This window comes from Acinetobacter lwoffii (genome assembly GCF_022967985.1).
In the GTDB taxonomy this organism is placed as follows: Bacteria; Pseudomonadota; Gammaproteobacteria; order Pseudomonadales; family Moraxellaceae; genus Acinetobacter.
Genome location: NZ_JALJVC010000001.1, coordinates 200,837 through 225,360, shown reverse-complemented (window position 1 = coordinate 225,360; position 24,524 = coordinate 200,837). Strand labels below are relative to the sequence as shown.

Annotated in this window: 22 protein-coding genes; 14 read left to right on the top strand and 8 right to left on the bottom strand. The window is 45.2% G+C overall.

Annotation, left to right across the window (positions count from 1 at the left end; translation table 11 throughout):
- Window positions 1–247 precede the first annotated feature (247 nt).
- The 6 genes from rpoD (at window position 248) to MWG72_RS01035 (ending at window position 6,845) form a co-directional block, all read left to right on the top strand.
- The gene (rpoD, locus tag MWG72_RS01060) at window positions 248–2,182 is read left to right on the top strand and encodes an RNA polymerase sigma factor RpoD (protein WP_224215688.1); all 1,935 of its coding nucleotides are present in this window, start codon (window positions 248–250) and stop codon (window positions 2,180–2,182) included.
- 113 nt (window positions 2,183–2,295) lie between these two features.
- Window positions 2,296–2,583 carry a YbeD family protein gene (locus MWG72_RS01055; RefSeq protein WP_004280625.1) on the top strand — a complete coding sequence of 96 codons (288 nt, stop codon included), beginning with the start codon at window positions 2,296–2,298 and terminating at the stop codon, window positions 2,581–2,583.
- Window positions 2,584–2,733: 150 nt separating this feature from the next.
- On the top strand, window positions 2,734–3,393 hold the full coding sequence (gene lipB, locus MWG72_RS01050) for a lipoyl(octanoyl) transferase LipB (RefSeq protein WP_247143058.1): 660 nt from the start codon (window positions 2,734–2,736) through the stop codon (window positions 3,391–3,393).
- 74 nt (window positions 3,394–3,467) lie between these two features.
- Window positions 3,468–4,001, top strand: coding sequence for a hypothetical protein (locus MWG72_RS01045; protein WP_004645797.1), 534 nt, complete (start codon window positions 3,468–3,470; stop codon window positions 3,999–4,001).
- Between the two features lies 1 nt (window position 4,002).
- Complete coding sequence (locus MWG72_RS01040; protein ID WP_004280629.1) at window positions 4,003–5,187, top strand: iron-containing alcohol dehydrogenase; 1,185 nt, start codon at window positions 4,003–4,005, stop codon at window positions 5,185–5,187.
- Window positions 5,188–5,453: 266 nt separating this feature from the next.
- Window positions 5,454–6,845, top strand: a complete 1,392-nt coding sequence (locus MWG72_RS01035) for an APC family permease (RefSeq protein WP_004731900.1) — start codon at window positions 5,454–5,456, stop codon at window positions 6,843–6,845.
- Window positions 6,846–6,913: 68 nt separating this feature from the next.
- Here the strand turns inward: MWG72_RS01035 and MWG72_RS01030 are convergent, their stop codons facing one another.
- The 8 genes from MWG72_RS01030 to rplU all read right to left on the bottom strand — a co-directional run bounded on the left by MWG72_RS01030 (window position 6,914) and on the right by rplU (window position 13,321).
- A complete protein-coding gene (locus MWG72_RS01030; RefSeq protein WP_338149381.1) occupies window positions 6,914–7,396 on the bottom strand; it encodes a hypothetical protein in 483 nt (160 codons plus the stop codon).
- An 89-nt stretch (window positions 7,397–7,485) separates the two neighbouring features.
- Window positions 7,486–7,962, bottom strand: a complete 477-nt coding sequence (locus tag MWG72_RS01025; RefSeq protein WP_005106302.1) for a tRNA (cytidine(34)-2'-O)-methyltransferase — start codon at window positions 7,960–7,962, stop codon at window positions 7,486–7,488.
- A 71-nt stretch (window positions 7,963–8,033) separates the two neighbouring features.
- Window positions 8,034–9,416: a siroheme synthase CysG gene (cysG, locus tag MWG72_RS01020; RefSeq protein ID WP_247143056.1), complete on the bottom strand. Its 1,383-nt coding sequence runs from the start codon at window positions 9,414–9,416 to the stop codon at window positions 8,034–8,036.
- A 73-nt stretch (window positions 9,417–9,489) separates the two neighbouring features.
- On the bottom strand, window positions 9,490–10,761 hold the full coding sequence (gene serS, locus MWG72_RS01015) for a serine--tRNA ligase (RefSeq protein ID WP_247143055.1): 1,272 nt from the start codon (window positions 10,759–10,761) through the stop codon (window positions 9,490–9,492).
- A 113-nt stretch (window positions 10,762–10,874) separates the two neighbouring features.
- The gene (locus tag MWG72_RS01010) at window positions 10,875–11,624 is read right to left on the bottom strand and encodes an RsiV family protein (protein WP_247143054.1); all 750 of its coding nucleotides are present in this window, start codon (window positions 11,622–11,624) and stop codon (window positions 10,875–10,877) included.
- Between the two features lie 169 nt (window positions 11,625–11,793).
- The gene (gene lolA / locus MWG72_RS01005; RefSeq protein WP_247143053.1) at window positions 11,794–12,489 is read right to left on the bottom strand and encodes an outer membrane lipoprotein periplasmic chaperone LolA; all 696 of its coding nucleotides are present in this window, start codon (window positions 12,487–12,489) and stop codon (window positions 11,794–11,796) included.
- Between the two features lie 246 nt (window positions 12,490–12,735).
- A complete protein-coding gene (rpmA, locus tag MWG72_RS01000) occupies window positions 12,736–12,990 on the bottom strand; it encodes a 50S ribosomal protein L27 (RefSeq protein WP_004280639.1) in 255 nt (84 codons plus the stop codon).
- A gap of 19 nt (window positions 12,991–13,009) precedes the next feature.
- Window positions 13,010–13,321 carry a 50S ribosomal protein L21 gene (rplU, locus tag MWG72_RS00995; RefSeq protein ID WP_004280640.1) on the bottom strand — a complete coding sequence of 104 codons (312 nt, stop codon included), beginning with the start codon at window positions 13,319–13,321 and terminating at the stop codon, window positions 13,010–13,012.
- A gap of 446 nt (window positions 13,322–13,767) precedes the next feature.
- Between rplU and sdsA the strand changes: the two genes are divergently transcribed.
- From sdsA to MWG72_RS00955, 8 genes are all read left to right on the top strand, one after another.
- Window positions 13,768–14,745 carry an All-trans-nonaprenyl-diphosphate synthase gene (sdsA, locus tag MWG72_RS00990; protein WP_005265900.1) on the top strand — a complete coding sequence of 326 codons (978 nt, stop codon included), beginning with the start codon at window positions 13,768–13,770 and terminating at the stop codon, window positions 14,743–14,745.
- Window positions 14,746–14,760: 15 nt separating this feature from the next.
- The gene (locus tag MWG72_RS00985; RefSeq protein WP_247143052.1) at window positions 14,761–16,809 is read left to right on the top strand and encodes a site-specific recombinase; all 2,049 of its coding nucleotides are present in this window, start codon (window positions 14,761–14,763) and stop codon (window positions 16,807–16,809) included.
- A 206-nt stretch (window positions 16,810–17,015) separates the two neighbouring features.
- On the top strand, window positions 17,016–17,618 hold the full coding sequence (locus MWG72_RS00980; protein WP_224215645.1) for a phosphatase PAP2 family protein: 603 nt from the start codon (window positions 17,016–17,018) through the stop codon (window positions 17,616–17,618).
- Window positions 17,619–17,654: 36 nt separating this feature from the next.
- Entirely contained in the window at window positions 17,655–18,917 is a 1,263-nt protein-coding gene (locus tag MWG72_RS00975; protein ID WP_004280644.1) for an efflux RND transporter periplasmic adaptor subunit, read from the top strand.
- A gap of 13 nt (window positions 18,918–18,930) precedes the next feature.
- Window positions 18,931–22,107, top strand: coding sequence for an efflux RND transporter permease subunit (locus MWG72_RS00970; protein WP_005263559.1), 3,177 nt, complete (start codon window positions 18,931–18,933; stop codon window positions 22,105–22,107).
- The gene (gene adeK, locus MWG72_RS00965) at window positions 22,107–23,573 is read left to right on the top strand and encodes a multidrug efflux RND transporter AdeIJK outer membrane channel subunit AdeK (RefSeq protein WP_247143051.1); all 1,467 of its coding nucleotides are present in this window, start codon (window positions 22,107–22,109) and stop codon (window positions 23,571–23,573) included. The genes MWG72_RS00970 and adeK overlap by 1 nt, the downstream gene beginning before the upstream one ends.
- A gap of 108 nt (window positions 23,574–23,681) precedes the next feature.
- Window positions 23,682–24,038 carry a YbjQ family protein gene (locus tag MWG72_RS00960; protein ID WP_005104015.1) on the top strand — a complete coding sequence of 119 codons (357 nt, stop codon included), beginning with the start codon at window positions 23,682–23,684 and terminating at the stop codon, window positions 24,036–24,038.
- Window positions 24,039–24,041: 3 nt separating this feature from the next.
- On the top strand, window positions 24,042–24,491 hold the full coding sequence (locus MWG72_RS00955) for a YbjQ family protein (protein ID WP_004731922.1): 450 nt from the start codon (window positions 24,042–24,044) through the stop codon (window positions 24,489–24,491).
- Window positions 24,492–24,524: the final 33 nt, after the last annotated feature.

Here is a 24,524-nt window from a genome sequence, read left to right as displayed (position 1 = left end):
AATTAGGGGTTTTTTCTGTCTCAATTGTGTGCCATGATATAATCCACCCTGCGTGCTTATGTTTTTTGATTCTCCTTTTTTGAGTCATAAACAGACACGCATGGGATGAACTTGAAAACAACAAATTCACCCCCATCTTAAATTACTGAATTTCATTTTAAATATTTTATCAGACAGCTTTCATGCTGAATTCCCTGATGAAATATGTAGGCTATTCACTAAATTTAACGAGCTTAAATCGTGCAGCATTGTACGGTTTTTTACTGCCACAGATTCAACGAAGAGTAAGCAAAAGATGAGCGATATGACTTCCCCTACTTCTCAAGTAGCGGCTCTGATTAGCCGAGGCAAAGAACAAGGTTATTTAACCTTCGCTGAGGTTAACGATCATCTGCCGGACTCCATCACAGAAAGCGAGCAGATTGAAGATATCATTCAGATGCTGAATGATGTCGGTATTCCGGTACATGATCGCGCGCCTGAATCTGATGATACGATGTTCGAAGATACTGCAGAAGCGGCGGATGAAGTTGCAGAAGAAGAAGCTGCAGCCGTACTTGCATCGGTAGAAAACGAGCCAGGTCGTACCACTGACCCTGTACGTATGTATATGCGTGAGATGGGTACAGTAGAACTTCTGACTCGTGAAGGCGAAATCAGCATCGCAAAACGCATCGAAGAAGGTATTCGTGATGTTTTGCACTCGATTGCTTACTGGCCGAATGCGGTAGAAGTGGTACTGCAAGAATACAAAGATTATGAAGCGGGCGAACGCCGTCTTGCTGACCTTTTATCAGGTTATTTAGATCCTGAATCAGATGAAGAAATTCCTGAAGTTCTAGAAGAAGAAGCGGTTCTTGCTGAAGATGAGACTGACTCGAAAAAATCGACCAAAGACGTAAAACTGGACGATGATGAAGAGGAAGAAGAAGCAGATTCTGATGATGAATCAGAAGCAGATTCTGGTCCAGATCCTGAAATTGCTAAAGCGCGTTTTACTGAACTGGAAAATGCGTGGCTGAATACCAAAGCAACTATTGAAAAACATGGTCGTGACAGCAAACAGGCTGAAGAAGCTCTTCAGGCACTTGCAACTGTATTCATGATGTTCAAATTTACCCCGCGTCTATTCGATATCATTTCTGAAATGATTCGTGGTACCCATGACCAGATTCGTGGTGCAGAACGTGAAGTGATGCGCTATGCAGTACGTCGTGGCCGTATGGATCGTACCCAGTTCCGTACCAGCTTCCCGGGTCAGGAATCGAATCCAGCCTGGTTAGATGAGCAGATTGCGAAAACACCTGCAGACCAGAAAGCTTATCTGGAAAAAGTACGTCCAGACGTATTGGCCTTCCAGCAAAAAATTGCCGATATCGAGAAAGAGCTTGGCCTTGATGTAAAAGGCATTAAAGACATTGCTAAACGTATGGCCGTCGGTGAAGCTAAAGCGCGTCGTGCCAAGAAAGAAATGGTTGAAGCGAACTTGCGTCTGGTCATTTCGATTGCGAAGAAATATACCAACCGTGGCTTGCAATTCCTGGATCTGATTCAGGAAGGTAACATCGGTCTGATGAAAGCCGTAGACAAGTTTGAATACCGTCGTGGTTATAAATTCTCGACTTATGCGACTTGGTGGATTCGTCAGGCAATCACACGTTCGATTGCGGATCAGGCACGTACCATTCGTATTCCGGTACACATGATTGAAACGATCAACAAGATCAACCGTGTATCTCGTCAGCTTCTACAGGAAATGGGGCGTGAACCGACGCCTGAAGAACTGGGCGAACGTCTGGAAATGGACGAAGTTAAAGTACGTAAAGTACTGAAAATCGCCAAAGAACCGATTTCGATGGAAACACCGATCGGTGATGATGAAGATTCGCATCTGGGTGATTTCATTGAAGACAGCAACATCACGTCACCAATTGATGCTGCAACGTCTGAAGGCCTGAAAGAAGCAACACGTGAAGTTCTGGAAAACCTGACTGAACGTGAAGCCAAAGTCTTGAAAATGCGTTTTGGTATCGACATGCCGACCGACCATACTTTGGAAGAAGTGGGCAAACAGTTTGACGTAACACGTGAACGTATTCGTCAGATTGAAGCCAAAGCACTGCGTAAACTTCGCCATCCATCGCGTTCAGAACACTTACGTTCATTCCTTGAGAATGATTAAGATTTGATACTTGATGTGGAGACTTGAAATTTGATCATCAGTCTCCATTTAAGTAGCCAAGACAGACCCAAACGCCTGCATGATTGCAGGCGTTTAAAATTAGGGGGACTACCATGTTAGACCGTACACCATCTCGTGAACTTCAAGAACATCTTTGGGTTTTCCCTATGGATTATCCGATTAAACTGATTGGCCTTGCGGGCGATGAATTGCGTCACGCTGTCATCGACATTTTTCTAAAACATTTTCCAGATTTTGAAGGTGATAGCGTAAGTATTACACCATCACGTACTGGCAAATATCACTCCATTACCGCACAACTGCGCTTTCTGGAGCTGGAACAGGTGCATGCAGTGTATGCAGATTTGGCCGCCTGCCCGCTGATTAAAACTGCATTGTAATCGAAAATACAAAAGACACGCTTCCGGGCGTGTTTTTTTATGCCTGTACAATGACTGAGCTAGCGCTTAAATATTGCAGATCTCGCCCCTATTTCATGCCGAAGCCATTATAATTATGATCAGTTTTTATAATTACTAAGGACACTCCCTGTGACTGATGTGCTGCAAAAGCCCGAGCTGATCATTCGTCAATATCACGACCTCACACCTTATGAAGATCGTTTTCTGGAAATGAAAACATTTACGGAAACCCGTGATGAACATAGCCCGGATCAATTGTGGATTTTGCAACATCAGGATGTACTGACTCAAGGTCAGGCAGGCAAACCGGAACATATTCTAATGCCGAGCAATATTCCGGTGATTCAGACCGATCGTGGTGGTCAGGTGACCTGGCATGGTCCCGGTCAATTGGTGGCTTACTTCATGTTTGACTTGAATCGTCTGGGCTGGAATGTGCGCACGCTGGTGTCTTATGCTGAAAACCTGATGATCGAATTGCTAAAAAAATATGGCATTAATGCCTATGCCAAACCGGATGCCCCCGGGGTTTACGTCGCTGAACGCAAAATTGGCTCACTTGGTTTTAAAATTCGCAAAGGCCGTAGCTATCATGGTTTGTCCCTAAATCTGGATTGTGACCTAAGCGGATTCAATACCATTAACCCTTGTGGCTATGCAGGACTGGAAATGGTACGCATGAGTGATTTGCTCGAACAACCACCCCAATTCAGCCAGTTGTGCACTGAAATTATTGAAACTTTGCGTCACAGCGGGTACTTTAAGCAAGTAACTGTCGAGCAAAGATAAAGCCTTTGCATTTCAACCCCAAATAAATTAGAGTATTTACTCTAAACTAATAATATTGAGATAGGGATCATCACGTGATTGCGACTAAATCCGTAAAACCCGCTTTGCAGCTTGCCTATGTCAAACTCATGATGGATGTGATTGGCCGAGGTCTGGTCATGGCAAGTCAGGTGGATGAAGAAATCAAACAGGAAGTAGCCCATTTTCCAGAAAATTTTACTCTTTCCATGAAAGTCTTTCCGCATGGTCCGGCCTTTGTGGCGCGGGTCACTGAGGACAAACAACTGGAACTGGTCAAAAATCTGGAAAAAGCACCTGATTTGATTATTACCTTTAAACATCTGCACCATGCCTTTTTGGTGTTTTCTTTTCAGGAAAGTACTTCACAGGCTTTTGCCCATGACCGTATGATTGCTGATGGCGATATTTCCAATGCCATTCGTCTGGTACGCTGCCTGAATAAAATGGAAGCACTGATTTTGCCAAAAATGGTGGCACAACTGGCAGTTAAAGAATATCCAAGCAATCTAAGCCTAAAAGAAAAACTAAGCGAAGCGAGCAGCATTTATCTGAAAATCGCTCAATCCTATTTGAAACGGAGTGTATAACATGGCTAAACCTTATTATGAATTTTTCTGTCCGGTCAAAGTAATTGCCGGTCATGCCGCGTTAGAACATATTCCGTTTGAACTTGCGACTTTAGGGGCAAAACGTCCGCTGATCATTACCGACAAAGGTGTACGCGCCAACAATCTGCTAGCGCCAATTGAAGCCGCATTTGAAATGGCGGATGCTGCAATTGTAGCGATTTTTGATGACGTCCCACCCGACTCTAGCTTGGGTACAGTACGCAGTGCAGCAAAACTGTATCGCGAAAATCATTGTGATGCGATCATTGCTGTGGGCGGTGGTTCAGTCATTGATACCTCTAAGGCAACCAATATTCTAGTCTCTGAAGGCGGTGATGACCTGCTGAAATATTCAGGTGCTCACAACCTGCCTAAACCGCTGAAACCGTTTTTTGTGATTCCAACCACGTCTGGTACAGGTTCAGAAGTGACCATGGTCGCTGTCGTGTCGGACACTGAAAAGAACGTCAAAATGCCGTTCGCCTCTTATTATCTGATGCCGCATGCTGCAATTCTGGATCCACGCATGACCCAGACCTTGCCGCCGCATTTAACCGCCATGACCGCAATGGATGCGATGACCCATGCGGTTGAAGCTTATACCTGCATGGCAGCCAATCCAATTTCGGATGCTTATGCGACTGCAGCAGTCAAGAAGATCAGTACCCATCTATTTAATGTACTGGACAATCCTTCCGATGCACAAGGCCGTCTGGAACTGGCTCAAGCATCGACCATGGCAGGAATTGCATTTTCCAACTCGATGGTTGGCATTGTGCATTCACTGGGGCACTCATTGGGTGCAGTGGTACACCTGCCGCATGGTTTATGCATGAACTTATTCCTGCCTTATGTGCTGGAATACAACAAAGAGGTCAATGGCGATAAAATCGCAGATCTGCTCCTGCCTTTGGCGGGTGCCGATATTTATGCACAAACGCCGGCGCATCTACGTGCTGACAAAACTATTGCAACGATTCTAACCATGCGTGACCGGATTTACAGTCTCACCAAATTACCGCGCACATTACGTGAAACCGGTAAGATTTCTGAAGCCCAGCTCGATGAAGTGGCAGAGAAAGCCCTGAATGATGGTTCCATCATTTATAACCCGAAAGAAGCTACCCTGGAAGATTTAAAATCTATCTTAAAAAAGGCTTGGTAATTACTGAAAAATAAGCCAATATAGCCGAAATTCTAGCCTGATGTTTTTTTAAACATCAGGCTTTTATCTTGCATAAGAAAAAATTCGATTTCTATTTTTGAATGGCACATTTTATGCAGGACAAAAGTCAAAAAATAGCTAGCAAAAGCCGTTCTTTTCAAGTAGATTGGCGGACTTTTATAGAAAACTGTAGGGGGGATCGTTCGTCTCAAACGATCCTTATAAATATGACTGATCCTTGATCAACGATTAAGAGGATAACGCCGTTGACTAATATCTCTGGGACTCAATCGGCAGCTAAACTGCAAAAAACGCTGGGACTCTGGCACATCATTATTATTGGTTTAGCTTATATTCAACCCATGACCTTGTTTGATACATTTGGTCTGGTATCTGAAGAAAGTAACTTCCACGTTCCCACCTCTTACATTTTTGCACTGATTGCAATTTTGTTAACCTCCTTGAGCTATGGTCATATGATTCGTCGCTACCCTTCTTCGGGTTCGGCCTATACCTATGCGCAAAAATCCATCCACCCGAACGTAGGTTTCATGGTGGGTTGGTCATCCTTGCTGGATTACCTGTTATCGCCAATGGTCAATATCATTCTGGCGGTGATTTATCTGGAAGCACTTTTCCCAGACATGAACCATTGGGTTTGGGTCATTGGTTTAACCGCCTTTATGACCGCGATTAACCTTCGTGGTGCGAGATTTGTTGCCAACTTCAACAGTATGATTGTATTCGTACAATTGGGCGTCATTGCATACTTCACCTGGATGGTTTACCAACTTCTGGAAGGTGGTGTAAATGCAGACGGCACACTGGTCAATGCAAAGTATCAATTGTGGAGTTTAGAGCCATTCTGGAATGAGTTTACGTCTGTTGCTGCCCTGATTACCGGTGCAACCTTACTGTGTTTCTCATTCACAGGTTTTGACTCCTTAAGTTCTCTTGCTGAAGAAACCAAAGATACTGAGAAAACCTTACCTAAAGCGATTTTCTTGACTGCATTATTGGCAGGTATCATCTTCATCATCAGTACTTACTTTATGCAGATCTTCTTCCCGAATGATCCAAAAACTTACTTTGAAGATATCGCTGCAACACAGCCGGATATTTTACAAGCTGTAGGTGGCGTGGCGTTTAAGACAGTCGTACTTTACTTCGCAATTGTGACAGTCATGGCTTCTGGTATTTCAGCACATGCGGGTGTATCACGTCTGATGTATGTAATGGGTCGTGATGGCGTAATCAACAAGAAGATCTTCGGTCATATTAGCCCGAAAAACTATACACCTTCATACAACATCTTAATCGCTGGTGCAGTGGCTTTAACTGCTGGCTTTATGGATCTTGATTTTGTGGTGTCGTTGATCAGCTTTGGTGCCTTAACTGCATTCAGTTTCGTCAACTTGTCGGTGATTTCACGTTATGCATTACGTGATGGTCGTACCAAGAGTGCTAAAGAGATCATGAACTTTGTCGTGGTTCCTTTACTTGGCTTCATTTCAGTCTTTGCTCTGTGGCTAGAAGTCGATGAAGCTTCGCTTAAATATGGTCTGATCTGGGCATTTGGCGGTATCTTGTACTTAGGTTATAAAACCAAAGGCTTCAAGCACCCTGCTCCTCAGCACAATGAATTTGACGATAAATAATATCGTTTTGCTTCAAATAAAAAAGGCGCTTCATGCGCCTTTTTTATGTCTGTCATGTTTTGATTTTACTAATGCAGATAGCAATCAAAACCCATCTGGGTATTGACCCGATTATTTTCATAACCCAGTTTCTCAATAAACAGACTGCGATTAGACAATAACTTTTGCTCTTCCGGACCTAAACGGGCTTTATTCTTGACGGCCAGTTGATACATTTCATCCACGACATCCTGAAAAATATCACAGACTTCCTCACGCTTGGCGGGCTTTAATTTACGCCCTCGCCAGGTCCATTGAAAATCATCTGCATCCAAGCTCTGCCCCCATTTTTCAATACGCGTATCTAAGCGTTTTTGCATGTTGAGCAAACCCTGCTGTATTTCCGCTTGAGTAATGGGTTGAACTTCCTTTGTTGCCGATGTGGCAGCACTGCCCTCTTCCGCATTCACGGAAGCCGCAACAGTTCCAAGACAACATACGATGACAAGTTTTACTAGAGGCTTCAAAGCTGCACCTTTTGTTATATTTGATAAAGTTATAAATTCAAGCATACAACGAAGTGAAAAGCAGTTTATCTATTTGTTACACAAAATAAAAAAGCCACCCAAAGGCAGCTTTTAGAATCATCACAAATTTCAGCTTAAAGCGTTTTAAAACCTTGCTGACGCCAAGCTTCGTAGACAATTACTGCAGTGGCATTCGACAAGTTCAAACTTCGGGAGTTTTCTGCCATCGGTAAACGAATCCAGTGCTTTTGCGGAAACATCATACGAACATGTTCAGGCAGACCACGAGTTTCCGGACCCATTAACAAGGCCACAGGACGGTTTAAATCCGAAGTATGCGGTGTTTCAGAACCTTTGGTGGTCAATGGATAGATTGCATCCAGCCCAATGCCTTTGCTTGCCAAATCGGCCAGACAGTCTTCGATGTTTTCCCAAATCTGCATATTGGCATATTCGTGATAATCCAGACCGGCACGTTTCAGCTTTTTGTCATCCAACTCAAAACCCAGCGGCTTGACCAGATGTAACTGTGCTCCTGTATTGGCACACAGACGAATAATATTGCCTGTATTTGCAGGAATTTCAGGCTCATATAAAACAACGTGGATCACAACTTACTCACTCAATATATTTAATTCAGACACAACATTCGTCTTGCGCTCGGGGCAAAGCAGTGCTTTGCTTATCCTCGCTCATGCCATTGCAATTGTTCACGTAAGCGTACAACTTCACCAATAATGGTCAAAGTCGGGGCTTGAATCTGATGTTCGGACACTTTGGATGCAATATCAGCAAGCGTTCCTACTACAACTTTCTGTTCAGGCGTCGTACCTTTAGAAACCAAGGCCACTGGCATGTCGGCTCGCTGACCATGAGCGATTAATTCTGCACAGATTTTCTCCAGTCCCACCAACCCCATATAAAGCACTAAGGTCTGGTTTTCATAGACCAACTCACTCCAAGGCAATTCTGGCGAACCTTCTTTTAAGTGACCGGTCAGGAAACGCACACTTTGCGCATAATCACGATGGGTTAATGGAATACCGGCATAGGCTGAACATCCTGAAGCTGCGGTAATCCCTGGAACCACCTGGAAAGTAATCCCAGCAGCGAATAGCTCTTCAATCTCTTCACCGCCACGCCCGAATATAAATGGATCACCGCCTTTCAGACGACATACCCGCTTTCCTTCACTGGCGTATTTGACCAACAAAGCATTAATCCCATCTTGCGGAACCGCATGATTGGAACGTGCCTTACCCACATAGATCTTTTCCGCGTCGCGACGGCACAGCTCCATAATTGGTGCTGAAACCAGTCGGTCGTAAATCACCACATCGGCTTGCTGCATCAAACGTAAGGCTTTTAAGGTCAACAACTCCGGATCACCCGGACCCGCACCGACCAGATAGACCTCTCCTTTCGGCTGTTGCCATTCTTGTAATGCTTGCTCGATCAGGCGATCTGCTTCCGCGATATTGTCGTTAAACACTTGCTCTTTTAGCGGACTGGCATATAAATCTTCCCAGAAAATACGGCGTTCATCCGGATTGATAATTTTAGCCTTAACCGCACTGCGCCATTTTCCTGAAAATTCAGCCAGCTTGCCCATACCATGCGGAATAGCGGCTTCTAACTGAGTACGGATCTGCCGCGATAACACGGGCGACGTACCATTCGATGCGACCGAAATGACCAATGGCGAACGGTCAATAATCGCTGGCACCATAAACCGACAATGCGGTGGATCATCGACGCTATTGACCAGGACATTTTCCGCTTCACACAGTTCAAAGACCTGACGATTGGTCTCTGCATCATCAGTCGCCGCAATCACCAGTCGATATGAACGTAATGCAACTTCAGGATGAAAAGCGGCCTGGACATATTGCCCTTGGCTATTTTGCACAATTCGCAGCAGACTCTCTTCAATTTCAGGCGCAATCACATGAATGATCGCACCCGCTTTTTGCAGGAGAAGTGCTTTACGGTATGCAATATGTCCACCACCGACAATCAGACAAGGTTGCTGTTGCAACTTTAACGAGATTGGAAAAATATCCACGAACTACCTCAAAATTTTAAATCTGACTGTCTATGCAATTTTCATGCACATTTAGGAATGCTGAGATCGACAATTAGTCGATATAAGTCGCCCCACCCATATATGGACGTAATACTTCAGGAATCTCAATCGAGCCATCAGCGCGTTGATAGTTTTCCATTACTGCAAGTAAAGTACGACCCACGGCCAGACCTGAACCATTCAAGGTATGCACAAATTCAGTTTTCTTCTGATCAGCACGGTAACGCGCTTTCATACGACGCGCCTGGAAATCACCCATGTTTGAACAAGATGAAATTTCACGGTAAGTATTTTGGCTTGGTACCCAAACTTCCAAGTCATAAGTCTTGGTCGCACCAAAGCCCATGTCACCACCACAAAGTAAAATTTTACGATATGGAAGTCCAAGTGCCTGCAAGATGCCTTCAGCATGGCCAGTCAATTCTTCAAGCACTTGCATCGAAGTTTCAGGCTTCACAATTTGAACCATTTCGACTTTGTCGAATTGGTGCTGACGGATCAAACCGCGGGTATCACGACCATAAGAACCTGCTTCGCTACGGAAACATGGCGTGTGCGCTGCATATTTCAGTGGCAGACGGTCTGCATCAATAATTTCATCACGTACGAAATTCGTCACTGGCACTTCAGCAGTTGGAATCAGATAAAACTCTTTTTCGCCCTGCAGCTTAAACAGATCTTCTTCAAATTTAGGCAGCTGACCAGTCCCACGCAATGAATCTGCATTGACCAGATAAGGCACATAGGCTTCGGTATAACCATTTTGATCAGTATGCGTATTTAGCATGAACTGGGTAATGGCACGTTGTAAACGCGCCAATGGACCTTTCAATACACTGAAGCGTGAACCAGTTAATTTGGTCGCGGTTTCAAATTCAAGACCGCCCATCATTTCGCCCAGATCCGTATGGTCTTTGATTTCGAAATCAAATTCACGCGGTGTACCCCATTTCAGGATTTCCACGTTATCGCTTTCGTCTTTACCTTCAGGCACAGCTTCATCTGGCAAGTTTGGAATAGATAATAATTTTTCTTCAAGCTCAGCTTGCAGTTCAGCCAGTGCTGCTTCAGCCGCTTTGATTTCATCACCAATCGCAGACATGCGAGTCATGATTTCAGATGCGTCGCCACCTGCTTTTTTAATTTGACCGACTTGTTTGGCACCGGCATTACGTTCAGCTTGCAGTGTTTCTGTCTTGGACTGAATCTCTTTACGGCGTGCTTCTAGGGATGCCCACTCTTCAACATTGAGTTGAACACCACGTTTTGCCAAGGCTACATTTACAGCCTCAATATTATTTCTGAGTAATTTCAGGTCGATCATAATCAATCTTTGCAGAAGAAAAAAAACTGGCTATAGTGTAAGCTCTTAACGTCAAAAAATACAGTGACCATGACCCTGGCTGCGTCCTATTAGCACAATATTTAGGAAGCTTCTTACTGCAAAATGGCTAAATATTCAGGCTGAATCACTTCATTTAAATCCGCATAGGACACTTTTAATTCAGGCATTCCTGTTGCTGCGGGAGCTAGTTCGCCTGCCGGATACACCATCACCAGACCTGTTGTATCAAAATAATAGTTATCACTCAATTTTAACTGCTGTTGTTGAATCCCTTGCGTATTCAGCCATTGAGTATTAGCCTGATACATTGCATTCAGCAATTTCTGCTCACCGCCATTTAATAACAGTTGAGACAAGGCCAAACGTTTTTTCTGTTTTAGATCAAAATTGATATATTCCACATGTTTCAGAGAAGCATTTTTGTTCCTCGCCAGATTGGAACTTTTTAAGGCAAAGGTCGCCAGATGAGCGTGCTGACCAACAAATTCCACCTTGATAAAGCGCTGATCCAGATAATGCGGCTCATCGGCTTTTTTAGGATTTTTCTGGGTAACTTTGGTGAATGCAACAGGTTCGGTATGCTGAATGCGCTCAATAAAATATTGATTAATCCAGTCAATATTGCTGTCCACCGTTTGTAGATCAAAGCGTACACAACCTTCTATTTCACATACCACTTTGGCTGCCCCTTTCACAGGAACGGTCTTGCCTTCAATCTGCACAACCCGATCTGTTTGCGCCAGCGTTGCCACTGAGCTAGATTGAGGCTGACAACCCAACATACCTACAGTGAGTAATAAAACAGCGTAAATTTCAGCAGTTTTAAATAGATTAATCTTCATCCTGAGCTCCCAAAATTTTGCAATTTCATTGACTCGACTTTTATTTATTCTAAGACGCTCTCCTGTCTAGATATAGCTGAACCTTGTAGCCTGTCCAAAACAATCCCGATGATTGGCAATAAAAAAGCAACCTCGAAAGGTTGCTTTTTCAGTTGGTTCATATTGATGCTTATTGATCAATGATGTCCGTACCTTTTGGTGGGGTAAAATTAAAGGTAGAGGCTGGAATACTGTTATTTACTTTTACATTGCTAAATTTGATATTGGTGGTTTGTCCCAATGAATCCTGCAAGATCATCAAGCTTGGTGCTTTGTTCGCGCCAAAGCTAATGGTCAGGCTTTCAAACACACCATCGGTATTTTTAGGATACAGCGTGTAATAGGTTTTACCTTTATTTGGCTGAGTCACCCGATAAGACTGCATAATCTGGCTGGTGTTTCCTGACAGCAATAAGGCCGGCGTATTGGCAACCTGCTCATCTAAGCTTTGACGAACAGCTTGCTGCAAGTCCGGATCATAAATCCATACGGTTTTACCCGTGGTTGCAATGACTTGCTTCGACGGTGCGGTCGTTTCCCAATAGAATTTACCTGGACGCGCGACTTTCATCACCCCTTTAAAGGTTTGATTCATATGTTGTGCAGTCAAACCTTTTTTCTGGGTCGCTCTCGGATTGGTCACCTTGGTGCTTTGCTCGAAATTTGCCGTCATGCTACGCACATGATTGAGTTGCTTGACCAGACTGGCTGTTGCCTGTTGCTCCGAAGCTGCCACAGGTGCAGCAAACACGGTTGTACTCATCACCGGTGCTAAAGTCACTGCACCCAGAGCCATAGCACAGACGGTTTTACGAAGCATATTCATAATTTCACCTTTATATTTTGCGTGATCGCAATTTATTTGATAGCTCATCTTAAACGAAAATTAAAAGCTAAAATGATAGAAAATAAGAACTTTTGTATTGTTATTAATTCGAAACCGGTTTTTTTGTTCATCATTATGAAGATTTCAGGACAATTTTTACATTATGGAATGTCGCTTAATCTGCCTATTAATTTTCAGGCATAAAAAAACCCACAATAACTGTGGGCTTTTTTCTATCTCAGCGAATTACGCGTCAACAGATACGTAGCGACGGCCAAATTGACCTTTCACTTCGAATTTTACTACGCCATCAGCAGTAGCAAATAATGTATGGTCACGACCCATACCAACGTTTTGACCAGCGTGGAATTCAGTACCACGTTGACGAACGATGATGTTACCTGCAGTTACAGTTTGACCACCGTAAACTTTAACACCTAACATCTTAGGATTCGAATCACGACCGTTCTTAGTCGAACCACCGGCTTTTTTAGTTGCCATGTCTATTTACTCCTCGTAATTAGCCTGAAATAGCTGTAATTTTCAACTCAGTGAACCATTGACGGTGACCTTGTTGTTTACGGTAGTGTTTACGACGACGCATTTTGATGATGCGGATTTTGTCGTGACGACCATGGCTAACTACTTCAGCAGTTACAGTAGCACCAGCAACAACTGGAGCACCGATTTGAATGCTTTCACCGTTAACAAGCATCAATACGTCATCAAACGTAATAGTCGCGCCAGTTTCAGCTTTCAATAATTCTACTTTAAGGGTTTCACCCTCAACTACACGGTGCTGTTTACCACCGCTTTGGATTACTGCGTACATAATGTACTCCAAACAAGCCCGTGTCGTCGTGCCGATAAAGGAATATATCGAACTTAAGACGTACGCCACTGGGGGGATATCTAAGGGCGAGGATTTTAAGGGATATTCAAAAAAACAACAAGCCATTTTACTGAAATAATAATGAGCAGGATGCGCTAATTATTTAACTATTAAATAATTTCTATCAAATCAAATACTCAAGATATATTCAGCAACAAAATAATACAGCAGAAATCCGGCTAGTTTGATTAATATACTCAGCCTGAAGAATAGGGCCACGCCCCCTGACCTTTCCTGATTTTTATGGCTCGAAATATGGATCGAATCTACATAAGATCTATAAAAAGCTGATTTTTAGTGGAGTTTATGCATTTCTTAGGTTTCACTCATGTTATAAATTGTTAAACTACGCCCAGCGATTTACCAGACTAGAGGTTTTCTTTCACATGACCATCGACTTTAAGCAAGACATTCTCGCTCCTGTTGCTAACGACTTTGCTGCGATGGACACATTCATTAATGAAGGAATTACCTCAAAAGTTGCATTAGTGATGGCCGTCAGCAAACACGTAGTGGAAGCGGGTGGCAAACGTATGCGCCCGATTATGTGTCTTTTGGCCGCCAAGGCGTGTGGTGCTGAAAATTTAGAACCGCACCGTAAACTGGCTGCAATTATTGAAATGCTGCATACCGCAACACTGGTGCATGATGATGTGGTAGATGAATCCGGTCTGCGTCGCGGCCGCCCGACGGCCAATGCTACCTGGAATAACCAGACTGCGGTTTTGGTGGGTGACTTTCTGATTTCACGTGCTTTTGATTTGCTGGTCGATCTGAACAACATGGTGTTGCTCAAAGATTTTTCGACCGGTACCTGTGAAATTGCTGAAGGTGAAGTGCTGCAACTACAATCCCAGCATCAGCCGGAAACCACTGAAGCGACTTATTTGAATATTATTCATGGCAAGACCTCGCGCCTGTTTGAACTGGCAACAGAAGGTGCTGCCATTTTGTCGGACAAAAACGAATTCCGTCAGCCTTTAAAAACCTTTGCCGGACATTTCGGCAATGCTTTCCAGATTATTGATGACATTTTAGATTACACCTCCGACGCGGACACGCTCGGCAAAAATATCGGTGATGATCTCATGGAAGGCAAGCCTACCCTGCCATTGATTGCGGCACTGAAAAACACCACCGGTGAGCAACATGAAATCATCCGTCGCAGTATTGCGACTGGCGGTACGGAACATCTGGAACAGGTCATTCAAATTGTCAATGAATCTGGTGCGCTGGATTATTGCCGTCAACGTGCCACTGAAGAAACTGAAATTGCAATTGATGCCTTGCAGGCATTACCTGACTCCGAATATCGTCAGGCCCTGATTAATCTGGCCAAACTGGCCCTACACCGAATTCAGTAACTTTTAAACTCGCCTATGCATATCAATTTTCTAGATCTTTTCCAAAACATGCAGCACCAGCTTGAACAACCTCGGGCGGTGCTGGATGAAAATCTTCTGATTGAACTGGTTGAAAGAATCAGACCTGAAGACAGCAGAAATACCGAAGAGATCGAAGCGAAATTCAGTGCATTTATTCGGGCTTTATTACTCACCCCGAATGCGGTTGCCACGCTTCAAACCTTTACTCTGCGGATCATTAATCGCTATAAACAGACCGGCCTCTTTTCCGATACCGGCATTTTATCTCTGGATGGATTCTGGAACCAGCTAAACCAGCGCCTTGGTGCACATGTCTTGCCGCTGATTCCTGACCATCAACAACTCCAGGAATTATTTCGCAAGGTTTTTTATCAGCGTACCGATAAATACTGGCTGGATTATTTTGATGAAGATGACTGGCAACGTTTATTTGCAGTCCTGAATCAGGGACATTCCAATCAGCCTGAAAAAACCCGAATCAAAGACCAGCTAATCAAGGCACTGACTATTTTGTCTTACCGGATCAGTGGTATTGGTCTGCACCCTGAATTTATTAATGCCCAGCCTGAACTGATGGAATATGAATCTCCTTTTCTGGTACAGAATCGTGAGATTAACGAGTTTATTCAGGAATATAAAAAACGCTATAACACAGTCACTCTAGTCGATTCGATCACGCCCCCCGATGCGTCGCAAGCGCTGGTGATGCTGGAACAATGTCATGATGTCGTGGCCAAGATTCGCCGTTCTACCAAGCGGACTGGTGTCAGTGTCAGCCTGACCTATATGCTGGCACTGCTGGAACAGTGTCTGGAACGGGTCGAAATTCTGCTGAATATGGTCATGGATGACGATGATCTGCGTTATCAATCCATTGGCCTGTTTATGGCGGACATTACTGAAGCAATTTATAGTGAACGCAGTGTGCGGGCCCTGCTGGCCACCAATAGTGAACTTTTGGCTTTACAAGTGACTGAAAATGCCAGCAAGACCGGTGAACATTATGTAAGTACCGACAAGCAAGGCTTTCTGGCCATGTACAAATCGGCTGCAGGTGCTGGTGCCATCATCGCGACAATGGCCACCTTAAAAGTTCTGATGACACGCCTCACCATGGCCCCTTTGATGCAGGCCTTTAGCTATAGCATGAACTATTCGCTGGGCTTTATGCTGATTCATGTGCTGCATTTTACCGTGGCGACCAAACAACCGGCGATGACTGCTGCCGCACTGGCGGCTACTGTACAGCAGCGTAAAGGCTCGAAAATGGCTCAAATTGCCGAGCTGGCCGCGCTGATTGTAAATATCATCCGCACCCAGTTTGTCGCCATTTTGGGCAATATTTCGATTGCGATTCCTGTAGCAGCATTGATTACCTTGTTGTGGGATTTTGCGCTGCATGAACCTTTAATGAATCATGCCAAGGCGGCCAAAACCTTGCATGACCTGAATCCTTTTACTTCGTTGGCAATTCCGCATGCAGCAATTGCCGGAGTATGTTTGTTCCTGTCCGGATTATTGGCCGGTTATTTTGACAATATGGCCGTTTATCGCAAGGTCGGCCCGCGCCTGAAAGCCCATGTGCGTTTATCGCAGCTGATGGGGCAAGAGCGTCTTTACCGTTTTGCTGACTATATCGAACGTAATCTGGGTGCATTGGCGGGTAATTTTATTTTCGGGATCATGCTCGGCAGTATGGGCACCATTGGTTTTATTCTCGGTCTACCGTTGGATATTCGCCATATCGCTTTTGCCTCTGCCAACTTTATTCAGGGCCTGATTACCATCAATGGCCCTGATATCGGCTTGATCGTGGTGTCTTTTCTGGGTGTGTTACTCATTGGCCTGACCAACTTGTTTGTCAGTTTCACTCTGACAATTATTGTAGCCTTACGCGCGCGCCGGGTGCGTTTTGAACAGTGGAAACCTTTGGCAAAACTGGTCATGACTCACTTCCTGACTCGACCTAGTGATTTCTTCTGGCCACCCAAGCAAAGCATTGAAATTGACGAAAATCATACATCGACAAAAACCCAAAACTGAGATAATTACAGTATATTTAGCAACAAATTCCTTACGAAAAAAATGGAATTCGCATTCCTTACGAAAAAAATGGAATTCGCATTCCTTACGAAAAAAATGGAATTCGCATAAAATACGCACACTTGAAAAAAAGTGTACTGACAAGTACACTTTGCTTCAGACAATTGGCCGATCTGCGAACGGTTAAAAGGACAAGGATTTTTGGCATGCATTACTTGTTACTTTTTGTCGGTATTTTATTTTTAATTTTCAGTGTGTTCATCCTGAATATTCCCGCTTTAAGCAAGCTCGACTTGCAGGCTGTGGAATGGATGAGTCTGTATCGCACCGAGTTTTGGAATCAAATTACTCAGTCCTTATCCCTAATAGGTGGCATGCCATTTGTATTATTTTTATCCACACTATGGTGTATTGCATTGCTGTGGTATAAAAAGTATACAAACGCAATTTTTATATGTATCGGAATTATCGGAGGAATTCTCCTAGCTTGGCTGTTGAAATTTGCAATTGCCCGACCCCGACCACCAGAATCCTTGCATCTGGTTGAAAGCTTTGGAAGTTCCTTTCCAAGTGCCCATAGTCTATATGCGGCTTGTCTGGCTTGTTTGGCAATTTACATCCATCGGCAACATTCCCGTTATACCCTCATCGTGATCGGTGCAGTGGTATGGATGCTGATGATGGGGATCTCAAGAGTTTATCTGGGCGTACATTTTCCTTCAGATGTCATATCCGGCTGGAGTATCAGTTTTATTTGGATTTCGTTGTGGTATATGGTCTGGATCAGATATTGCGCGGCTCACAAATAAGAAAATTTAGATATAAATCTAATTAGAGGTGGAATAATGATGTCTGCAAAGCTTTGGGCACCTGCCCTGACTGCTTGCGCATTGGCAACAAGTCTTGCACTTGTTGGTTGTAGCAAAGATCCTAAAGAGGGCCAGCAAGCTGGTGCTCAACAACAAATGCCACCGACTGAAGTCGGTGTTCTTGTTGCACAACCGCAAAGTGTAGAGCAGTCTGTAGAGCTCTCAGGTCGTACAACAGCATTTGAAATTTCAGACGTACGTCCACAAGCCAGTGGCGTGGTGCTTAAACGCTTGTTCACGGAAGGCAGCTATGTGCGTGAAGGTCAGGCCTTATATGAAATCGATTCAAGCACCAACCGCACTACAGTAGACAATGCCCGTGCAGCGATTGCCCGTGCTGAAGCCAATCTGGGCGTATTGCGTGTGAAGGAAGGCCGTTACCGTCAACTGGTCGGTACCAATGCCATTTCCAAACAGGAATATGATGACATCGCGGCACAGGTCAAACTGGCTGAAGCTGATTTGAATGCCAATCGCGCAACTTTGCGTAATGCAGAAATCAACTTGGGCTATTCGACTGTACGCGCGCCGATTTCAGGCCAGACCAACCGTTCGTCTGTGACGGCGGGTGCTTTGGTAACAGCGAATCAGCCAGAGCCATTGGTAACGATTCAGCGTCTAGATCCCATCTATGTAGATATCAACCAGTCAAGTGCCGAGCTTTTACGTTTACGTCAACAGCTTAATCAAGGCAGCTTGAACAGCTCTAACAATACCAAAGTCAAGTTAAAGCTTGAAGATGGCAGTATCTACCCGGTTGAAGGCCGTCTTGCATTCTCTGATGCTAGCGTGAACCCGGAAACAGGTACCGTGACTTTACGTGCGGTATTCCCGAACAAAAATCATCTGCTTCTTCCAGGTATGTTTGCCACTGCGCAAATCGTACAGGGTGAAGTACCGAATGCTTTCCTGATTCCGCAAGCAGCTTTGACTCGTACCCCAACAGGTCAGGCAATGGCGATGCTGGTCGGTGCTGACAATAAAGTGACGCCACGTCCAGTGACTACCGTTGGTTCTCAAGGCAGCAACTGGATTGTGACTGAAGGTCTGAATCCAGGCGATAAAGTAATTGTAGATGGTATTGCGAAAGTAAAACCTGAACAGCAAGTTGTACCAAAACCTTATCAACCTCAAGCTGCTGCGCCACAAGGTGCTGCACCGCAACAGCCTGCAACGAGCGAGAAAAAGGCAGATGATGCTAAAGAGAAACCTGAACAAAAACCTGCTGCAAATGCATAAGGAGTAATGGTTCATGGCTCAATTCTTTATTCATCGCCCGATTTTCGCTTGGGTGATTGCATTGGTGATTATGCTGGCGGGTATTTTAACCATCAGCAAAATGCCGATTGCACAATATCCAACCATCGCGCCACCGACCGTGACGATTTCTGCGACTTATCCGGGTGCATCTGCTGAAACTGTTGAAAATACAGTGACCCAGATCATCGAGCAGCAGATGAACGGTATGGATGGCTTGCGCTATATCTCGTCTAACAGTGCGGGTAACGGCTCTTCGTCTATTTCCTTGAATTTTGACCAGGGTGTCGATCCTGATATCGCACAGGTTCAGGTTCAAAACAAATTACAGTCTGCGACTGCCCTGCTGCCTGAAGATGTACAGCGTCAGGGTGTGCGGGTGACCAAATCGGGTGCCAGCTTCCTGCAAGTTTTGGCATTCTATTCGCCTGATAGCAGCCTGACCGCAGATGACATCAAAGACTATGTTAACTCGAATATTGCTGAGCCTTTAAGCCGTGTGGCCGGGGTCGGTGAAGTTCAGGTCTTTGGTGGTTCTTATGCGATGCGTATCTGGCTGGATCCAGCCAAGATGGCCAGCCTGCAAGTAACGCCAAGTGATATTGCTACTGCAATCCGTACCCAGAATGCACAGGTTGCGGTAGGTCAGTTGGGTGGTGCGCCTGCAGTTCAAGGACAAGTGTTAAATGCGACGGTAACGGCTCAAAGTCTGTTACAAACGCCGGAACAGTTCAGCAATATCTTCCTGAAAAATGCCACTTCAGGTGCGCAGGTTCGTTTAGGTGATGTTGCTCGAGTTGAACTTGGTGCAGACAACTATCAGTTCGATTCTAAATTTAATGGCAAACCAGCTGGTGGTGTAGCAATTAAACTTGCGACTGGCGCCAATGCCCTGGATACCGCACAAGCGGTTGAAGAGCGTTTAAAACAGTTACGTCCGAACTATCCGCAAGGCATGGTCGATCAACTGGCGTTTGATACAACACCATTTATTGAACTGTCGATTAAGAGTGTGGTTAAAACCCTGATCGAAGCGATTATTCTGGTGTTCCTGGTAATGTTCCTGTTTCTGCAGAACTGGCGTGCCACCATCATTCCAACCATGGCGGTTCCAGTCGTAGTATTGGGTACATTTGCCGTCATTAACATCTTTGGTTTCTCGATTAATACCCTGACCATGTTTGCCATGGTATTGGCGATTGGTCTTCTGGTCGATGACGCGATTGTTGTAGTCGAGAACGTCGAACGGGTCATGGTGGAAGAACATCTGGATCCGGTTGCTGCAACTGAAAAATCGATGAAACAGATTTCTGGCGCATTGATTGGTATTACCTCGGTGCTGTCGGCAGTATTCGTTCCAATGGCTTTCTTCGGTGGAACCACCGGGGTCATTTATCGCCAGTTCTCGATTACGCTGGTCACAGCGATGGTCTTGTCACTGGTGGTTGCCTTAACCTTTACCCCTGCCCTGTGTGCGACTCTGCTGAAACAGCATGATCCGAACAAGCCAGAAAGTAATGGTATTTTTGCGCGTTTCTTCCGTTGGTTTAATAGCAGTTTTGACAAGGTCTCTGTGAAATATCAGGGCGGCGTCAACCGCATGACCCACAGCAAGATTTTCTCTGGTGTGGTGTATGCCGTGGTACTGGGTATTATTGTGCTGTTGTTCCAGAAACTGCCTTCTTCGTTCCTACCGGATGAAGACCAGGGCGTGGTCATGACGCTGGTTCAGTTACCGCCAAATGCAACTTTGGAACGTACCGACAAAGTGGTCAGCACTATGACCAACTATTTCTTGGAAAACGAGAAAGAGCATGTCGAGTCTGTCTTTAGTGTGGCAGGTTTCTCCTTCACGGGTGTTGGACAAAACGCAGGTCTGGCATTTATTAAACTGAAAGACTGGTCAGAGCGTCACAGTCCGGAATCTCAAGTCGGTGCCATTATTCAACGTGGTATGGCGCTAAACATGATTGTCAAAGATGCGTCTTACATTATGCCACTGCAATTACCTGCAATGCCTGAACTGGGTGTGTCGGCTGGCTTTAACTTACAGCTCAAAGCTGCAAGTGGTCAAAGTCATGACCAGCTCCTTGCAGCACGTAATACGATTCTCGGTCTAGCAGCACAAGACTCGCGTCTGGCTGGTGTGCGTCCGAATGGTCAGGAAGATACTCCACAGTACCGTGTCATTGTCGATCATGCACAAGCCGGTGCATTGGGCGTGAGTGTTGCTGAAATTAACAGCACCATGGGTATTGCTTGGGGCGGTTCGTATATCAATGACTTCATTGATCGCGGTCGTGTCAAGAAAGTCTATGTTCAGGGTGAAGCTGGCTCGCGGATGATGCCGGAAGATCTGGACCAATGGTATGTGCGTAATAACCGCGGTGAAATGGTGCCATTCTCGGCGTTTGCCACAGGCGAATGGACCTACGGTTCACCACGTCTTGAGCGTTATAACGGCGTATCGTCCATGAACATTCAGGGTACACCTGCTCCGGGTATCAGCTCGGGCGATGCAATGGTGGCCATGGAAGAAATCGTGGCGAAATTACCAGAAATGGGCTTGCAAGGTTTCGACTATGAATGGACTGGTCTGTCTCTGGAAGAACGTGAGTCTGGCGCACAAGCACCATTCTTGTACGCGCTTTCACTGTTGATCGTGTTCCTGTGTCTGGCAGCCCTGTATGAAAGCTGGTCGATTCCGTTCTCGGTTCTACTGGTGGTGCCATTGGGTATTGTGGGTGCATTATTACTCACCTTTGGTGGAATGGTGCTGCTGCAAAACCCGAACCTGTCGAATAACATTTACTTCCAGGTGGCGATTATTGCCGTAATTGGTCTTTCTGCGAAAAACGCGATCTTGATTGTCGAGTTTGCGAAAGAATTGCAGGAACAAGGTGAAGAGTTATTTGAAGCGACCTTGCATGCGGCAAAAATGCGTTTACGTCCAATTATCATGACCACATTGGCCTTTGGTTTTGGTGTATTACCGCTTGCTCTGGCTTCAGGTGCGGGTGCAGGTAGCCAGCACTCAGTCGGTTATGGTGTACTTGGCGGCGTGATCAGCTCGACCTTGTTAGGTATCTTCTTTATCCCGGTATTCTACGTGTGGATTCGAAGTGTCTTTAAATACAAACCAAAACAACAAAATCAGGAGTATAAGTCGTAATGCAAAATGTATGGTCTATTACAGGTCGTAGCATTGCGGTATCTGCCCTTGCGCTTGCTTTGACGGCTTGTCAAAGCATGCGTAGTCCAGAGCCGGTTGCGCAGGCAGATATCCCGAGCAGCTATACCAATGCGTCTGGTACTTCTGTAGCAGAACAAGGTTATAAAAACTTTTTTGCCGATCAGCGCCTGTTACAGGTGCTGGATCTGGCATTAAACAATAACCGTGATTTGCGTATTGCTGCCCTCAATATTCAACGAGCTCAGCAACAGTATCAGATTACTGAAAACAACCAGTTACCGACGATTGGTGCCAGTGGTAGCGTATTGCGCCAGGACACCATGAATTCCCAGAATCGCGGTGCAGTGACGACTTATAATGTCGGACTGGGTGTAACTGCGTATGAACTAGATTTTTGGGGACGTGTCCGCAGCTTGCGTGACAATGCACTGGATAGTTTCCTGGCAACCCAAAGTGCTCGAGATGCGACGCAAATTGCCTTGATTGGTCAGGTGTCTCAAGCTTGGCTCAGCTACTCGTTTGCCAATGCCAATCTGGCTTTGGCTGAGCAAACGCTGAAAGCTCAGCTTGAATCTTTTAATCTGAACAAAAAACGTTTTGATGTCGGGATCGACAGCGAGCTTCCAGTGCGTCAGGCGCAAATTTCGGTTGAAACAGCACGTAATGATGTTGCGAATTACCGGACTCAGGTGGCACAGGCACAAAACCTGTTAAACCTGCTGGTCGGTCAGCAAGTGCCTGCGAATTTATTACCAGCACAACGCGTGACCCGCATCACTTCCAATACTGCATTGGGTTCAGGCTTGCCAAGTGATCTATTGATCAACCGTCCAGATGTTCGTGCAGCAGAATACCGCCTGTCTGCGGCAGGTGCCAATATTGCGGCAGCACGTGCACGTCTGTTCCCGACAATTAGTTTGACCGGTTCAGCAGGTTATGCCTCTACTGATTTAGGCGACCTGTTTAAATCAGGTAGTTTTGCCTGGTCATTTGGTCCGAGTCTGGATATTCCAATTTTTGATTGGGGTACCCGTCAGGCCAATATCAGTATTTCTGAAACCGATCAGCAAATTGCCTTGTCAGATTACGAAAAGTCGATTCAGACTGCTTTCCGTGAAGTAAATGATGCCTTGGCAGTACGTCAGAATATTGGTGATCGTCTGGCAGCTCAGCGCCGTCTGGTCGAAGCAACCAACACCACCTATCGCTTGTCTCAGGCACGTTTCCGCGCCGGAATTGACAGCTATCTGACTGTACTGGATGCACAGCGTGCGTCTTATGCAGCAGAACAAGGTTTGTTATTGCTTGAACAGGCCAATCTGAACAATCAGGTTGAAGTCTACAAAACCCTGGGGGGCGGCTTGAAAGTCAACACGACGGATACCTTGCCGAATACCCCGTCTGTGTCTGAACAGCGCCGTGCGGCAGAACAGCCAGCGCAATAAATTCTAGACAGATCAAGAAAAGCTCACTTCGGTGGGCTTTTTTTTATTGCATTTTCAAGGCAGTTTTCCTATTGTCATAGACCAGCAATTTATTTAGAAAACATGCACATGTTACTTAGCAATCTGGAATCTGTACCGGGTCATACCATTCGCCAGCAAATTGATGTGGTGTATGGCAGTACCGTACGCAGCAAACATGTCGGACGTGACTTACTGGCCGGCCTGAAAAATATTGTCGGTGGTGAGCTTACCGCCTATACCGAACTGCTGGAAGAATCCCGTCAGGAAGCCATGAACCGCATGATTGAAAAAGCCCGTAGTATGGGTGCCAATGCGATTGTCGGCATTCGTTTCTCGACCTCTAATATCGCCCAAGGTGCTTCTGAACTCTTTGTTTATGGGACAGCCGTAGTCGTTGATCCGATCATGCCGAAATTGCCCGACCCTTTTCCGCAGGCAGATTAAAGCATGGATGGTTTAATTCTCCAGATCATCATTTTTGCCATTCTGTTTAGTGTTGGTTTCGGTTTTGGACGTTATAACGAAGGTAAACATTTTCGTTATCTGGATGAACAGGAACAACGTCTGGCCTATATCCGGGTGAACAATAGCCGCTTCGTTGTGTCTGAATATTCCGGACAGATGATCAGCAGCAATGTGGTCATTTCCCATGATTATTTTAAATATGCGATTGCCAATGTGCAGAATATGCTGGGTGGCCGTCTGACCAGCTATGAAAGTGTAGTAGAACGCGCACGACGTGAAGCGATTGTACGTTTAAAACTGGAAGCCGAAAAAATTGGTGCGACTCAGATTATGGGCATTCGGCTCAGCACGACTGAACTCGGTATGCAAGGTGGCATGGTGGAAGTCTTTGCTTATGGCACTGCAATCCAACAACCCGCTCAATCCGTTTAAACATCAGTTCAGAAAAAATCTATTGAGATAATC

Coding starts and splice junctions, on each gene's coding strand:
- MWG72_RS00960 (WP_005104015.1), top strand. CDS start 23,682: ATGTTACTTAGCAATCTGGAATCTGTACCGGGTCATACCATTCGCCAG.
- MWG72_RS00980 (WP_224215645.1), top strand. CDS start 17,016: ATGCATTACTTGTTACTTTTTGTCGGTATTTTATTTTTAATTTTCAGT.
- MWG72_RS01055 (WP_004280625.1), top strand. CDS start 2,296: ATGTTAGACCGTACACCATCTCGTGAACTTCAAGAACATCTTTGGGTT.
- MWG72_RS00970 (WP_005263559.1), top strand. CDS start 18,931: ATGGCTCAATTCTTTATTCATCGCCCGATTTTCGCTTGGGTGATTGCA.
- serS (WP_247143055.1), bottom strand. CDS start 10,761: ATGATCGACCTGAAATTACTCAGAAATAATATTGAGGCTGTAAATGTA.
- sdsA (WP_005265900.1), top strand. CDS start 13,768: ATGACCATCGACTTTAAGCAAGACATTCTCGCTCCTGTTGCTAACGAC.
- adeK (WP_247143051.1), top strand. CDS start 22,107: ATGCAAAATGTATGGTCTATTACAGGTCGTAGCATTGCGGTATCTGCC.
- lolA (WP_247143053.1), bottom strand. CDS start 12,489: ATGAATATGCTTCGTAAAACCGTCTGTGCTATGGCTCTGGGTGCAGTG.
- MWG72_RS00985 (WP_247143052.1), top strand. CDS start 14,761: ATGCATATCAATTTTCTAGATCTTTTCCAAAACATGCAGCACCAGCTT.
- rplU (WP_004280640.1), bottom strand. CDS start 13,321: ATGTACGCAGTAATCCAAAGCGGTGGTAAACAGCACCGTGTAGTTGAG.
- MWG72_RS01010 (WP_247143054.1), bottom strand. CDS start 11,624: ATGAAGATTAATCTATTTAAAACTGCTGAAATTTACGCTGTTTTATTA.
- rpmA (WP_004280639.1), bottom strand. CDS start 12,990: ATGGCAACTAAAAAAGCCGGTGGTTCGACTAAGAACGGTCGTGATTCG.
- MWG72_RS00975 (WP_004280644.1), top strand. CDS start 17,655: ATGATGTCTGCAAAGCTTTGGGCACCTGCCCTGACTGCTTGCGCATTG.
- MWG72_RS01030 (WP_338149381.1), bottom strand. CDS start 7,396: ATGCTTGAATTTATAACTTTATCAAATATAACAAAAGGTGCAGCTTTG.
- MWG72_RS01040 (WP_004280629.1), top strand. CDS start 4,003: ATGGCTAAACCTTATTATGAATTTTTCTGTCCGGTCAAAGTAATTGCC.
- MWG72_RS00955 (WP_004731922.1), top strand. CDS start 24,042: ATGGATGGTTTAATTCTCCAGATCATCATTTTTGCCATTCTGTTTAGT.